Raw genomic sequence first — 15,484 nt, 5'->3', positions numbered from 1 at the left:
CTGATGACACAGTTTTTCAGCAGACGACAGTTTCTGGCAGAAAATGCGATGGGGATTGGCTCGGTTGCCCTGGCCTGGCTGTTGAACCAGGAGCAGGCCCAGGCACGCCCCAAAAGCGTGACCGCGGAGCAGGAACACTTCGACCTGAAGCCGAAACCCGCACCAATGGCACCACAGGCCAAAGCGATGATCTCGCTGTTCCAGCATGGCGGACCGGCGCACATGGATCTGACCGATCCCAAGCCGGAGCTGTCCAAGTACAGCGGCACCGATTTCAAAGGGGACATTCAATACAGCTTCGTGAATGAAGCCAGTAAGAAGCTGCTGGGCAGTCCCTGGAAATTTCGCAAACATGGTGAATGTGGCACCGAACTCTCAGAGCTGCTGCCGCACCTGGGGGAGGTCGCCGACGATATCTGCCTGATTCGTTCAATGCACACCGGGGCCAATGGACACGAAGTTTCCATCCGTTATTTTCACGGCGGCATTCCCGGCGTTGTCGGGCGACCGAATCTCGGTTCCTGGCTGGTATACGGTCTCGGATCGGAATCGCAGAACCTGCCCGCGTACATGGTACTCACCGATCCGGGCGGACTGCCTGTAGACGGCGTCACGAACTGGTCCAACGGGTTCATGCCTTCGCTGTTCCAGGGAACCGTACTGCGGCCCAAGGAGCCGCGGATTCTGAATCTGGATGCACCCGCGCATCTGCAGGGAGATCTTCAGGCACAGAACCTGGAACTGCTGCAGTCTTTGAACCGCAAACATTATGAGCAGCATCCGCATGAGTCCGATCTTGAAGCACGCATTGCCAGCTACGAACTCGCAGCGCGGATGCAGACCGCAGCCCGCGAAGCGCTCGACCTGTCACAGGAAACGCAGGCGACTCAGGAAATGTACGGTTTGAACAATCCCAAGACCCGCGACTATGGTACGCGCTGTCTGATTGCCCGGCGACTGGTAGAGCGGGGCGTTCGGTTCGTGCAGCTCTTCCTGGGAGGTCAGCCGTGGGATAATCACAGCAGTATCATTACGGGGCTGCCCGCGATCTGTGGTCGCACCGATCAACCGGCGGCGGCACTCGTTAAAGACCTCAAACAGCGCGGGATGCTGGATTCCACGCTGGTCCACTGGGGGGGCGAAATCGGTCGTCTGCCTGTGACCCAGGATCATGGCGATCCCAAGAAAGCGGGACGCGATCACAACGGGCAGGGCTTCAGTATCTGGCTGGCCGGCGGCGGAATCAAGCCGGGGATGACCTTCGGTAAAACCGATGAATTCGGCCACAAGGCCGTCGAGAATGTGGTCACCCCCAACGACTTCCAGGCAACCATCATGCGGCTGTTTGGGCTCGATCATCAGAAGTTGCTCTTCTTCTATAACGGACAGGAGCAAATGATTACTAATAATCGTCCAGCCCGGATCGTATCCGAGATCCTGAACAAACCGGTGCCAACCGTCGGCGGAGACGCCTGAAGCTGAGGCGTTTTGACAACATCTCGTTAAATCCGTACGTGAGCGGGAATATCGATCAGCGGGTCGATTTTTCCGCTCATTTTCTGTTTGCCTCAGTGACGGAAACAAGGGAAAGTTCAAGTACTTAATTAAACTTAAATATTGACAGTGTCGATTCACATTAGTAAGGTTTTATATAGAGATAGCGCTATATTAAGCATCCCTCCAACACTCAATCCCACCTCAATCAGAGCCGCCATGAATATCTTGCCTCAAGCAGTATCGACGCGTCGGTTATTTTTCGGTTTGACTCTTCTGCTGGCCTCACTTTATCTCAGTAGTGCCACCCGTGCGGAAGACGTAAAACAGCCGGTCAGTTTTGTGAATGATGTCATTCCCATCCTGACGAAAGCAGGCTGTAACATGGGAACCTGTCATGCGAAAGCAGGGGGAGGGCAGAACGGTTTTCAGCTCTCGCTGCTGGGATTCGAACCGCTCGAAGATTACGACAGTCTGGTTAAGGAAGCACACGGACGACGTCTGTTTCCTGTCGCTCCTACCCAGAGTCTGCTGCTGACCAAAGCGACCAACGAAACACCACATGGCGGCGGCAAGCGACTGAATCGGGATTCCGAAGGTTACCAGTTGATTCAGCGCTGGATTGAAGAAGGCGCGAAATGGAAGACCGGCGCTGAGCCGGAACTGGTCTCCGTCGAAGTGCAGCCCGAACGCGGTCTGGTTGAGATGGGCGAAAAACAGCAACTCAAGGCCATCGCCAAATATTCCGACGGTTCAACCCGTAACGTAACGCACACCGCGTTATATGAATCCAACATTAAATCGATGGCGGACGTCGACGAAGCAGGGCTTGTCAAAGTCAACGACATCCCGGGTAAAGTCGCCATTATGGTTCGTTACCAGGGAAAGATCGCGGTCTTTACCGCAGCGATCCCTCTCAACGCCCCGATTCAGAAAGTCCCCAGCGAAAAGAATTTCATCGATCAATATGTGTTTGCCAACCTCAAAGAGCTGGGCATTCCTCCTTCACCAGTCTGTGACGATGCAACCTTCCTCCGCCGGGTGACGATTGATATCTGTGGTCGTTTTCCCACAGAAGAAGAAACAAAAACATTCCTGGCCAGCACCGAAGCCGACAAGCGGGACAAACTTGTAGAGCGTCTGCTGCAGAGCCCGAACTATGCGGATTACTTCGCATCCAAATGGACTCCGCTCCTCAAAAACCGTCGGGACGCCGCCAGCGATATTACTCCGAACTTTGCTTTCCACGCCTGGATCCGCGACAGCATGCTGGCCAACGTGCCCTACGATCAACTTGTTCGCGAGCTGCTGGGCGCAACCGGAACCGTCGTCAGCAATCCGCCAGTCGCCTGGTACAAACGGGTTAAGGACCCCAAGGAACAGCTCGAAGATATCGCCCAGCTGTTTCTGGGAGTGCGTATGCAGTGTGCTCAGTGCCACCACCATCCGTTCGAACGTTGGAGCCAGGACGACTATTACGGTCTGGCCGCGTTCTTCTCACAGATTGGTCGCAAGCCTACCGGCGTTCAGGGAGAAGACCTGATCTTCCACCAGCGGGGTATAGCTCAGGCAAAGAATGTCAAATCAGGTGAAATGCTGAAGCCTGTTGCCCTGGGAGATTCTGTGGGCGAGATTTCACCCGATGAAGATCCCCGTCTGAAACTGGTCAACTGGATGAGTTCCCCGGAGAATCCCTTCTTCGCGAAGGCCCTGGTGAACCGCTACTGGAAGCATTTCTTCAAGCGGGCCCTGATTGAACCTGAGGATGACATTCGGGATACCAATCCCCCTTCGAATCCGGAACTGATGGCTGCTCTGGAAGAACATTTCATTAAGTCCGGATTCGATCTGAAGGCACTGATCAAGGTGATTACCCAGTCGCACACGTATCAGTTGAGTTCGATGCCCAACGAATACAATCTGCACGATCGGCAGAATTATTCGCGGTTCTATCCGCGACGACTGCAGGCCGAGGTGATGCTCGATTCCATTGATGACCTGGCCGGGTCAACCAGTTCGTTCGCGAACCTGCCGCCGGGGACTCGTGCGATCGCCTTACCCGATAATAGTTACACCAATTCCTCAGCGTTTCTGAAAGTCTTTGGGCGTCCCAACAGTGCATCCGTCTGTGAATGCGAGCGGGAACAGACTTCCAGTCTGGCGCAGAGCCTGCACCTGATGAATTCGAGCGAGGTCAAGTCGAAGCTGGCAGCCGGTGGTGGCCGGGCCGCCCAACTCGCGAAAGAAGACGAGCCGATTGAAGCCCGGGTGAAAGAGCTCTACATGGCTGCTTTTTCGCGTGAGCCTCGTCCCGAAGAACTTCAAACCGCGATCGAATTTCTGACGACTCCGGTCGAAGATGGAAAAACCAAAGCGGATGCAAAGAAAAAACCGACCAACAAAGATTTCCAGGATCTGATCTGGGCCTTGATGAACACGAAGGAGTTTCTGTTCAATCACTAGGCAGCCGATTTTTATCAACTGGTAATCTGTCAGCAGCGCGACCTGAAAACGACGAATCAATTAAAACCTTCTATCCAGAGGCCGTGAATCATGAAAGCTCTTCGACCGCAACTTTCTCTCGTTGTGGGGATCTGTCTCATCACGCTGGGGCTGACTGCTTCCACCGCGAACGCACAGTCCGTCTGCCTGCCCGCACCGCGTCTGCTGACCACGATGCCCATGGGCGGACAGGCCGGCACAACGTTCGAAATCAAAATTGCCGGTGAAGATATTGATGATGCTGAAGAACTCAACTTTTCCCATCCCGGGATCACCGCGGAACCCAAGCTGGATAAAAATGGCCTGCCGATCGCCAATCAGTACGTGGTGACGATTGCCAAAGACTGTCCGGTGGGCGTTCATGAAGCCCGCGTGATGACTCGGCTTGGCCTCTCGACGTCACGTGCCTTCAACGTGGGAGACCTGACCGAAGCCGTTCAGACTCCCGGCAAGAACGATTCACTCGAATCAGCGATGCAACTGGATCTGAACTCAATCTGCAATGCCATCATGACCAGCCGTAAGATCGATTACTACTCCTTCGAGGCCAAAGAAGGGCAGCGGGTTGTCGTCGATTGTGCAGCTAAGGGAATCGATTCCAAACTGAATCCGGTCGTCATCATTGCCAATGAGCGTGGCATGGATCTGGTTGTTGAACGTCGTGGCGGCATGCTGGATTTCAAAGTTCCCCAGACCGGAAAATATGTGATTAAAGTGCACGGTCTGACTTACGATGGCGGTCCGCATCACTTTTATCGACTGGCTGTCAAAGCAGTACAGCCCGATGAGCTTGTAAAACGACTGCCTTCGATTCAATCCGTGAGCGCGTTTTCCTGGCCACCCGCCGGTCTGACCGATGATAAGATCCTTCCTGAAGCGGAACCGAATAACAAACACGCCGAAGCCCAGAAAATCACGCTGCCCTGTGACATTACCGGCAGCTTCTATCCCGCAGCCGACGTCGATACCTTCGAGTTCAACGCAAAGAAAGGGGAAGTCTGGTGGGTGGAAGTTGCTTCCGAACGTCTGGGGCGACCTACCGATCCTTCAATCGTCGTTCAGCAGGTCACCGGGACCGGTGCAGATGAGAAACGGACCGACCTGGTCGAACTGAAAGACATTCCCAGTCCAGTCAAAGTCTCCAGCAACGGTTATTCTTATGACGGACCTCCCTACAACGCTGGTTCTTCCGACATCCTCGGTAAGATGGTCATTAAGCAGGATGGCGTCCATCGGCTGCAGATTCGGGACCTGTTCGGGGGAACCCGCAACGATCCGAAAAATATTTACCGCCTGGTGATCCGCAAAGCGGCTCCCGACTTCGCAATTGTTGGCTGGGCGTTGCATATGAATCTGCGTAACGGAGACCGCAACGCGCTCTCCAAGCCCATCGCCCTGCGGGGAGGAGCGACGATGCCTTTCGAAGTAGTCGTGGTACGCCGCGATGGCTTTGATGGCGAAATCGAACTGTTCATGGATAACCTGCCTGAGGGAGTAACCGCCAGCGGAGTGAGGATTCCCAAAGGCAAGTCACGGGGTATCATGCTGATTACGGCTGAAGAAAATGCTCCCCAGGGATACTCGAGCGCCAACTTCTACGGCAAAGCGACCATTGATGGCAAAGAGATAAGCCATCCCTGTTACCTGGCTTCAATGCAGTGGCCGGTCAAAAATGCCTGGAGTGAAATCCCCAGTCCACGGCTGATGGCTGACGTTCCGGTATCGGTGACCGAGTCCGAACAGGCTCCAATCACGATTACCCCCGCGGAAGACAAAGTCTTTGAAGTCACCGCTGGTGAAAAACTGACCATTCCGCTCAAGCACATTCGTCGCAGCGATTTCTCGGGGGCGAATATTACTCTGAAGACCTTCGGCGATGGCTTTGAAGGCAACCCCGCCTTTGATGCTACTCTGAAAGGAGACAGCTCCGAAGCCGTGCTGGATCTGGCAAAACTCAAGCCAGCTCCCGGCGAATACAACATTGCATTTTACGGTTATGCCGTCGCCCGCTATCGGGAAAATCCGACTGGTGTCGCTCTTGCAGAAGCAGGACTCAAGCAGGCAAAACTGGAAGCGGAAGCCCTGTCTGCCAATGCAGACAAACTCGCAAAAATTGCCGAGTCTGCTCCTGATGCCGAACGTCCCGGTGCGAATTCCGCAGCGAAAGAGGCGGCAGCCAAAGCAAAAGCAGCTCAGAGCGACATCACAAAAGCCGATAAACAATTAAAGGCAGCCGTCGCTCGCGCCAAACCCAAAGATATCGTCGACATCATCGTCTCCACTCCGATTCGTGTTCGTGTCAATCCAGCTAAGAAGGCCCAATAGAGATGACAGACAACTTTTATGCTTCATCGATTCAACCCTGTCCGGGACCGGTCAATCGTCGTGGCTTTCTTCGCATGGGACTCGCTGGCTTTGCTTCACTGAGCCTGCCAGGCATTCTGCGTCTCCGGGCCGCCAGCCCGGTGCAGAAGAAAAAAGATAATACGGCCGTCATCATGGTCTGGCAGCCGGGTGGATGCTCGCACATTGACACGTACGATCCGAAACCAACGGCTCCCGTTGAGTATCGTGGTCCGTTCAATACGATCCGTACCAGCGTACCGGGGATTGATTTCACCGAACTGCTGCCGATGCAGGCGAAGATTGCGGACAAATTCACCGTGCTGCGTTCCATGCGTCACGGCAGTCCGGGCCATCCCGCGGGAACGCTGCGGATGCTGACCGGCGATACAGACATTCGCGATAAAACGAATCCCAAGTATCCGGACTGGATGTGCGTCACGAATTATCTGCGTTCCAAGCAGGGACCGCGGGAAAATCCGTTGCCACCCTATGTCGGCATCAACTTCTCTTCGCAGAGAGTCGGGGCGGCTTATCTGGGCGATGCCTACGGTCCGTTTACGGTATCCGGAGATCCGAACAGGCCGAATTTCAGCGTGCCTAATATCGGTCTGTCCAATGCCTCTGAAGTGAAGCAGCTGGATCGCCGGGCTGATCTCCGTGCAAAACTGGATACACTGGAACGCTCCTTCGATCAGGCCGGGGAACTCGAAGCACTGGATGAATTCGAAGCCCAGGCGTTGACTCTGCTGACCAATCCCAAGGCAAAAGACGCATTCGATCTCAGTAAAGAAGATGACAAGACACGCGATCGCTACGGTCGTAACTCCTGGGGACAGCAGCTGCTGATGGCGCGTCGCCTGGTAGAAGCGGGCGTCGATGTGATTTCGACCAGTCTCAGTGGTCCCCTCTGTGGTCGCGTGAATAACTGGGACGACCACGCAGTGAATCATCACGTGTTTGATGCCCTCCGTTTCCGGGCACAAGCTTACGACCAGGCCGTCTCGGCTCTGATCGAAGACATCTACGACCGGGGCCTGGATGAACGCGTGCTGGTTGTGGTGACAGGTGAATTTGGCCGGACTCCCAAGGTGAATTACCAGCCCAGTACCGGGGAAGGAAACGCGAGTGCTCCCGCCGGAACCAAGCAGCCTGGTCGCGACCACTGGCCACGTGCGTTCTCCAATATCTGGGCCGGTGGCGGTATCGAGACTGGCCGCTTCATCGGTGCCAGCGATAAGCTGGGCGAAGATTCCATCGAACGTATCTGCGGCGCAGGCGATTTCCTGGCGACGATTTACCACCATCTGGGCATCGATTCCTCGAACGTCTTCATCGAAGATTTCAACGGACGTCCGACACCCATTATCGCCGACCAGGGCAAACCGATTCCGGAACTGCTGGGTTAGTTCCCTGCTATAGAGTCTGTCGCTGGAACTGCACGTTCTTCGCGAAGTCGCGTCTGCTGACTCTGTCGTCAATCCTGCGCAGTGGGTAGACTTGCGACTTGTGATCATCCTCTCTTCTCTGTTCTGAGGGAATCGACAAGTCGCATGAGTACCTATGTTGTTCTGGTTTACATCGCCGTCTATTTAAGCATGCTGCTGGGGGGCATCCCCGGCCTGCGCGTTGACCGTACTGGTGCTGCGCTGCTGGGAGCGATTCTCCTGCTGGCCGGACAAGGCATTACGGAGCAGCAGGCGCTCAACTCGATCGACGTACCAACACTGGCGTTACTTTTCGGTTTGATGGTCGTCTCGGCCCAGTTCCAGCTGGGAGGCTTTTACGGCTACGTGTTGCAGCGCGTGGTGCTGTATGACATGGCTCCCGCGACACTGCTGGCTGCAGTGATTGCTCTGACCGGGGCACTCAGTGCGATTCTGACGAATGATGTTGTCTGTCTGGCGGTTGCTCCCCTGCTGTCTCGTCTCTGTCTCAACAAACGGCTCAACCCCGTCCCGTTTCTGCTGGCCCTGGCTTGTGCAGCGAATATCGGCAGTGCAGCCACGTTGATTGGCAATCCACAGAATATCCTGATTGGTGAATCACTTCAGCTGTCATTTAATCGATATCTGCTGATTGCAACGCCTCCCTGTCTGCTCGGCCTGGCACTGGTCTGGTGGGTCATTGTCAAAGTATATCGGGATCAATGGATGGTCTCTCCTGGGGAGAGCATTCCGTCTGAGGAGCCCCCTTTCAATCGCTGGCAGACCCTGAAGGGAACCGTGATTCTGTTGCTGTTGGTTGTGTGCTTTATGTTTGCTCCCTGGCCTCGGGAACTGATGGCACTTTGTGCGGCCGGCGTCCTCCTGCTCAGCCGTACTTTTTATTCCCGGAGCGTGATGGGACTGGTCGACTGGCCTTTGCTGGTCCTGTTTATCAGCCTGTTCATTGTCAATGAGGCATTCCAGCTGGCGGGAGGCATGGACTGGTTGATGTCTCATACAGAAGCTGCCGGGATTTCGCTTTCCGAACCGGTGCCGCTGTTTGTGGGAACGGCGGTGTTGAGTAATCTGGTTTCCAATGTCCCGGCAATCATGTTGCTGTTACCGGTCGTAGAAGGCAGCAGTATGGGGGCGTTACTGGCCCTGAGCAGCACCCTGGCGGGTAACTTGATCATCGTAGGAAGTGTGGCGAATATCATTGTGGTGGAAACAGCCCGGCAGGTGGGAATCAAAATCAGTTTCCGCACACATGCGAGAGTCGGGATTCCTGTCACGCTGGGCAGCCTGCTGATCGCGGGAGGCTGGCTCTGGCTGGTGACCTGAGCTGGGGTAGCTTCCCAGTAATTCAGCCGACATTCATAAAACAGGGCCCAGCATCGCGACTGAGTTGTTCCAGAAGCGATGCGGTAATGACCAGTTGGTGACATCTTCCAGGGTAATTTCTTTCGCACCGGCCAGGTATTCTGCCTGGCGTCCCCGGACTGCGGTCGTCAGTTTCGGATCGTAGAGCAGGATGTTGTTTTCGTAATTCAGATCGAAGCTGCGTCGGTCCATATTCGCTGATCCGATCAACGTGATCTCCCCGTCGAAGGTGAGCGTCTTGGCGTGCAGTAGACCACCGGTATATTCGTAAATCTTCACTCCTGCCTCCAGGAGTTCCCGGTAATAGCTGCGACTGGCGGCGGCCACGAAACGGGAGTCGTTGTGAGCCGGGAATATGATGCGGGTATCGACGCCCCGATAGGCGGTCGCGCACAGGGCTTCCTGCAGCGGTTCGTTAGGCACGAAATAGGGGGTTGAGATAACCAGTTCGCGGCGTGATGTGTGAATCAGGGCTGTGAACATTTCGGGCATCGCCGAATTTCGCACGGTCGGACCGGTGCCGATCACCTGGGCGGGAAGTCCGTGTTCGAACGACGTTACTGGTGAAGCGAGCAGGTCAGACAGGTCTTCATCGACATAGGTCATCCAGTCACTGAGAAACAGGTACTGGTTCTGGCGGGCAATGGGACCTTCAAAGCGGACGACGGCATCGACCCAGGGAGCGAATTTTGCTTTGATCCGAAATTCCGCATCGGAACAGTTCTGGCTGCCGCAGTAGGTAATGCCTCCATCGATGACGACAATCTTGCGGTGATTCCGGAGATCGATGCGGCCAATCAGCATGCGTTTCAGGGGATTCCCGATGGGCAGGGCCACTGCCACATGGACGCCCGCCTGGCTCATCTCACGCCAGTGCGCAGACTTGATCATCAGGCGAGAACCCAGACCGTCCGCCATTGCCCGGCACTTCACACCGCGGGCGGCAGCCCGCTTGAGGGCTTCGACGACCTTGCAGCCGTTATTGTCGGGGAGCCAGATATAAAACAGCAGGTGCACATGATCCTGGGCAGCGTCGATATCACGGATCATTTCATCAATGACAGTATTCGAGTCGGGCAACAGACGGGCCTGGTTGCCTTCGGCCGGTTCAAAATTGCTGATGGAATGGCCCACGCGAAACAGATGTTCGTAGCGTTCGGGGACAGAAGGGAGTGCCGGGTGATTACAGGTGTCCCGGGGCGCAGAGTAATGAGGCAGCCCCGCCAGTACCCGCTGCATGCGGGTAACGCGGCGGTGACCAATGTTGACCTCTCCGAGCAGCAGATACGCCAGGATCCCGGCGACGGGTATTGTGGCGATCACCACGATCCAGGCCAGGCGGGACGTTGGTTCGCGATGCGGTCGCAGAATGACGCGAATGATCACCAGAATCTCGATCAGGATGTGAATCTCCACCACGATTCCGGTGATGCTCATCGGTGTCTCTTTCTCTCAGAGGTAAGTCAGTCAGCGCGTCGGGAAAGGCATGACCGCTGTCGGTCACATCTGGACAGGCACAACTTACCGCATTCAGGGCAGCAGATCAAGACTCGACTCCTGTCCGACATATGACTGACTCTGCTTTCGGACTCGCTCAAGTGTAGATTCCGCACTGCATAAAAACAGAAAAGGATCATTGAAATAAATGTCGAATAGTCGTGATGTTATGATATAATGCAGGTTGAAGTGTCTGTTGAAATAGAATCTCAATCTGTCTCGGATTTGTGGGGGGAGGTCAGTCAACGCTGCCTGCTCTCCTGTGATGGGATAAACTGGGTTTGGCTGGCGAGTGAGTTCAGAATGGTCATTTGCAAAGAGGAAGAATGATGAAAGCGGGAGCGTCTCACAGGTTCTTTACCATTCTATTTCGAGTGCTGTTGTACGGCGGCGGATTTGTGGCACTTATCCTGTTAATCGCCTGGTTGTCCGGGATGTTTGAGGAGAAAGTTGCCTCCGACTGGGAACGGCGGGGCGTTCAACAGCATGCAGATGAGCCGACGACCGAAGTGCACGAGGTGACCAAGCCTTATGTAGAAGAGGCCGTGGGGACTCTGAAGGCCTCGAGTCGGACAATCGTGGCGGCAAAAGTACTGGCGACCATCGAGAAGATCTACGTCAAAGCGGGGGATCAGGTCAATCAGGGGCAGCCGTTGATTGATCTGGATGCGAAGGAATATCAGGCCCGTCTGAGTCAGGCGAAACAGGGGCTGGCAGCGGCCACAGCGAACCGGGACGATGCCGAGAAAGAGTTTGAGCGTGCAGAAACGCTGAAAAAGAAAAATGTGGTGACGAAGTCCGAGTATGACCGGGCAATGCGGGAGTTGCAGGTCGCTCAGGCCGAGGAACTCCGGGCGAAGCAGCAGGTTTCGGAAGCGGAAATTCTGCTGTCCTATACGAAGATCAAAGCCGTCAAAAGTGGTCGGATCGTTGATCGACTGGCGGAACCCGGTGATATCGCTAATCCGGGAACGCCACTGCTTGTACTCTACGATGCCACCTCTCTCAGGCTCGAAGCTCCCGTGATGGAACGCCTGGCGGTCAAACTGAAGCCGGGGGATGAGCTTAAGGTGTATGTGGATGCTTTGAACAAAACGTACGAGGCCACTATTGATGAGATCGTGCCTCAGGCTGATGCCCCCAGTCGTTCTTTTCTGGTCAAAGCGAGTCTGCCACGGTCGGAAGATCTGTATGAGGGGATGTTCGGACGACTCTTGATTCCGGCAGGCACGCGGAAACATCTCTGTCTGGATATGGATGCCATCGACCGCATCGGTCAACTGGAGTTTGTCGATGTAGTCCGTCCCGATGGCACTCTCGAGCGGCGGTACATCAAAACGGGACAGGTGGGCATTCCCGGACGACAGGAAGTGTTGAGTGGACTGCAGGCGGGAGACGAGGTGATTCTGAAGACGAAGCCAGCGCCGGCCGGGGAGAACCAGCACGATGACCAATGAGAGTGAATTGTCTGTTGGGGAGTCCTCTTCATTTCTGACCCGCATTGTGGAAGTCTTTCTGCGGGGGGATGTGGCAATTATGCTGGTGATCGTCTCCCTGTTACTGGGGGGAGCCTCGTTGTGGTTGACCCCGCGGGAGGAAGAGCCACAGATTGTAGTTCCTATGGCGGATGTCCTGGTTTCGGCTCCGGGGCTGTCGGCGACTGAAGTGGAATCCCAGGTGACCGACCGGCTGGAAAAACTGCTCTATCAGATCGATGGTGTAGAATACGTCTATTCCATGTCTCAACCGGGGCAATGCATTGTGACCGTCCGTTTTTATGTGGGCGAAGATCGCGAAGATTCACTGGTGAAGCTCTATAACAAGATCCATTCTTCTACTGATCTGATTCCGCCGGGCGTGAAATCGTGGGTGGTCAAACCGGTGGAAGTCGATGATGTGCCGATCGTGATTGCCACCCTCTGGAGTGACCGCCCTGAGGTTTACGGCGATCATGAACTGAGGCGAATAGCCGAACAGTTGCAACACAAAATGCAGGCCATCGAGAATACTAACCGTGTGGAAGTGGTCGGCGGGCGCCCCCGGAGAATCCGGGTGGAACTGAATCCCCAGAAACTGGCCGCCTACCAGACCTCACCACTACAGATCAGAGAGGCTTTACAGGTCAGCAACATCCTGGTGCGGAGTGGCGCTTTTGAACAGCAGGATGAGGAATTCATTGTCGAAGCTGGAACGTTTATCAAATCCATTGCCGATCTCGAAAACATCGTGGTAAATGTCGCCGGGGAGCGGCCTGTTTATCTGAAGAATGTCGCGGATGTAATCGACGGGCCGGCTGAGGTGGAAAGTTACACCTGGATCGGTTTTGGAGCCGCTGAGAAGTTGCAGGATCAGCACGATCAATTGTATCCCGCGGTGCATCTTTCGGTTGCCAAACGCAAAGGAACGAATGCCGTCTGGTTGGCAGAAGCAGTAGAGCAAAATCTGGAAATGTTGTCGAAATCACATTTTCCGGACGGGGTTCATTTTCGTATTACTCGAGACTACGGTGAAACGGCCAATGAGAAAGTGAACGACCTGGTCGAAGCATTGGTCGTCGCTGTGATTACCGTGATTGCGCTGATTGGAGTTGTCATCGGCTGGCGGGCGGCACTGGTAATCGCCCTGGCAATTCCCGTCTGTTACAGCCTGACGTTGTTTGTGAACCTGATGACCGGATATACGATCAATCGGGTAACCATGTTTGCTTTGATTCTGGCGCTGGGGCTGCTGGTCGACGATCCGATTACCGATGTGGAAAATATTGCCCGCTACTTTACCATGAAAGTTCTCCCCCCCCGGCAGTCGGTTCTTCGCGCAGTCCAGGAAGTGCGACCCGCTTTGATCCTGTCGACACTGGCGATCATTGTGAGCTTTTTGCCCCTGGCTTTTATTACCGGGATGATGGGCCCCTACATGGCTCCCATGGCACTGAATGTACCTCTGACAGTCACGTTTTCGACCGTTGTGGCGTTCGTGATCACTCCCTGGCTGTCCCTGGTCGCGCTTCGCAGGCTGGTCGAGTCGGAAGGAGAGGATGAGTCGGACTACGATTTGACCCGTATGCCCCTGTATCGCATCTCCCGTGCCGTCCTGCAACCGATTCTCTCTCGACGCCTCTATGCCTGGGGCGTGCTCCTGGGAATTTTACTTTTGCTGGTGGGGGCAATCATTCTCCCCATCCAGCGTCTCGTACCGGTCAAAATGCTGCCTTATGATAATAAAAACGAATTCCAGATCGTGCTTGATCTGCCCGAAGGCACGACTCTGGAGCGGACTGATGCCGTCGCCAGACAGGTCGGTCAGTACCTCAGCGGTGTAGCTGAAGTACGCGACTATGAGATCTTTGCAGGACTGTCTTCCCCGATGGACTTTAACGGGATGGTCAGGCATTACTTCCTGAGACGGGGCGCAAATGTGGCTGATATTCGCGTCAACCTGATCGATAAGTCTCGTCGCGTGCAGCAATCTCATGAAATCCTGTTACGTTTAAGGGAGCCCCTGAAAAAACTCGCTGACTCGCTGGGCGTCAATCTCAAACTTGTCGAAGTGCCTCCCGGACCGCCGGTGCTCTCGACGATTACCGCGGAAGTCTACGGGCCTGAGAACGGTACCTACGCAGGTATGATCGACGTGGCTCGTAATGTCGAACAGCGGCTGGAGCAGGAAGCGGGGATCGTTGATGTGGATCTGAGTGCCGAAGCAGATCAGATGCGTTGGGTGTTTGAGACAGATAAGGCCAAAGCTGCTTTGTCCGGTATCTCGACACAGACCATTGCCGAGACACTCCGCATGGCTCTGGCAGGGGATCGGTCAGCGGTACTGCATCTGCCTCACGAAGTCGATCCACTCTGGATTGAACTCAGGCTGCCCCGTTCCCGGCGATCGGCCATCGATGATCTGGAAGAACTTTACATCCAGGGGAACAGTGGAGAGATTGTCCAACTGGGATCACTCGGTAAGTTTGTCAAAACACAGGATGACAAAACGATCTACCATAAAAATTTGAAGCGTGTCGTTTACGTCTATGCGGAAGTTGCCGGACGTCCTCCCGCGGATGCGATTCTTGACATGGAAGCGGACCGGAATCGTCCTGAGACAGAGCGACCCTTGGAGACAGTTGCTCTGGAGTCCCGTACCTGGCTCTCACCAGGTGCCGGTCTGCACTGGTCAGTCCCTGAGGGTTACTCGGTTGACTGGGCCGGTGAAGGGGAATGGAAAATCACACTGGATGTCTTTCGTGATCTGGGGATTGCCTTCGGGGCTGCGTTACTCAGTATCTTCGTGATTCTCATGTTTCAGACCAGCTCTCGAATTCTGCCGATTCTGATCATGCTCGCGATCCCATTAACGTTGATTGGAATTCTGCCCGGCTTCTGGCTGTTGAACGTGCTTCTGAATGTGCCGGTGGGGGGACAACAGAATCCTGTCTTCTTTACCGCGACAGCAATGATTGGCATGATTGCCCTGGCGGGGATTGTGGTTCGCAATTCGGTTGTGCTGATCGATTTTATTCACCTGGCAGAGCAGGAAGGTTTTCCGCTGGAGGAAGCTGTGATCCGTTCGGTCGCCGTGCGGACTCGCCCGATCCTGCTGACTGCGGGAACCACGCTGCTGGCGAACTGGGTGATCACACTGGATCCCGTCTTTTCCGGGCTGGCCTGGGCGATCATTTTTGGAATTGTGACTTCGACTCTGTTTACGCTGATTGTAATTCCGGTGACCTACTGGCTGATTTATCGGCCCCGCAAACAGAAATCACATCCCTCTTGAGAGAACGTGAAACCAGGACTATGACAACTTAGACAACTACCCGGAGATCCACTATGATCAACGGGTATGCT

8 protein-coding genes are annotated in these 15,484 nt (G+C 54.9%); 7 read left to right on the top strand and 1 reads right to left on the bottom strand.

Annotated elements, in window-relative coordinates; genetic code table 11:
• Positions 1-3: 3 nt before the first annotated feature.
• The 5 genes from FYZ48_RS00570 to FYZ48_RS00550 all read left to right on the top strand — a co-directional run bounded on the left by FYZ48_RS00570 (position 4) and on the right by FYZ48_RS00550 (position 9,107).
• The gene (locus FYZ48_RS00570) at positions 4-1,476 is read left to right on the top strand and encodes a DUF1501 domain-containing protein (protein ID WP_242022281.1); all 1,473 of its coding nucleotides are present in this window, start codon (positions 4-6) and stop codon (positions 1,474-1,476) included.
• Between the two features lie 237 nt (positions 1,477-1,713).
• Complete coding sequence (locus FYZ48_RS00565) at positions 1,714-3,957, top strand: DUF1549 domain-containing protein (protein WP_149336469.1); 2,244 nt, start codon at positions 1,714-1,716, stop codon at positions 3,955-3,957.
• A gap of 90 nt (positions 3,958-4,047) precedes the next feature.
• Positions 4,048-6,321, top strand: a complete 2,274-nt coding sequence (locus FYZ48_RS00560) for a serine protease (RefSeq protein WP_149336466.1) — start codon at positions 4,048-4,050, stop codon at positions 6,319-6,321.
• A 2-nt stretch (positions 6,322-6,323) separates the two neighbouring features.
• Complete coding sequence (locus FYZ48_RS00555; protein ID WP_145038581.1) at positions 6,324-7,748, top strand: DUF1501 domain-containing protein; 1,425 nt, start codon at positions 6,324-6,326, stop codon at positions 7,746-7,748.
• Between the two features lie 144 nt (positions 7,749-7,892).
• Positions 7,893-9,107 (top strand): anion transporter, encoded by a 1,215-nt coding sequence (locus tag FYZ48_RS00550; RefSeq protein WP_149336464.1) that lies wholly within the window; start codon positions 7,893-7,895, stop codon positions 9,105-9,107.
• 33 nt (positions 9,108-9,140) lie between these two features.
• Here the strand turns inward: FYZ48_RS00550 and cls are convergent, their stop codons facing one another.
• Positions 9,141-10,583 (bottom strand): cardiolipin synthase, encoded by a 1,443-nt coding sequence (cls, locus tag FYZ48_RS00545; protein WP_149336462.1) that lies wholly within the window; start codon positions 10,581-10,583, stop codon positions 9,141-9,143.
• A gap of 386 nt (positions 10,584-10,969) precedes the next feature.
• Here cls and FYZ48_RS00540 point away from each other — a divergent pair, with 386 nt between their 5' ends.
• Complete coding sequence (locus FYZ48_RS00540; RefSeq protein ID WP_198422163.1) at positions 10,970-12,100, top strand: efflux RND transporter periplasmic adaptor subunit; 1,131 nt, start codon at positions 10,970-10,972, stop codon at positions 12,098-12,100.
• Positions 12,090-15,413: an efflux RND transporter permease subunit gene (locus FYZ48_RS00535; RefSeq protein WP_149336460.1), complete on the top strand. Its 3,324-nt coding sequence runs from the start codon at positions 12,090-12,092 to the stop codon at positions 15,411-15,413. Before FYZ48_RS00540 ends, FYZ48_RS00535 begins: the two co-directional genes overlap by 11 nt.
• The last annotated feature ends 71 nt before the right edge of the window (positions 15,414-15,484 follow it).

It is taken from the genome of Gimesia chilikensis, from assembly GCF_008329715.1.
Classification (GTDB): Bacteria; Planctomycetota; Planctomycetia; order Planctomycetales; family Planctomycetaceae; genus Gimesia; species Gimesia chilikensis.
Note: the sequence above shows the minus strand (reverse complement) of the source record. Positions and strands in the feature narration are given on the sequence as shown.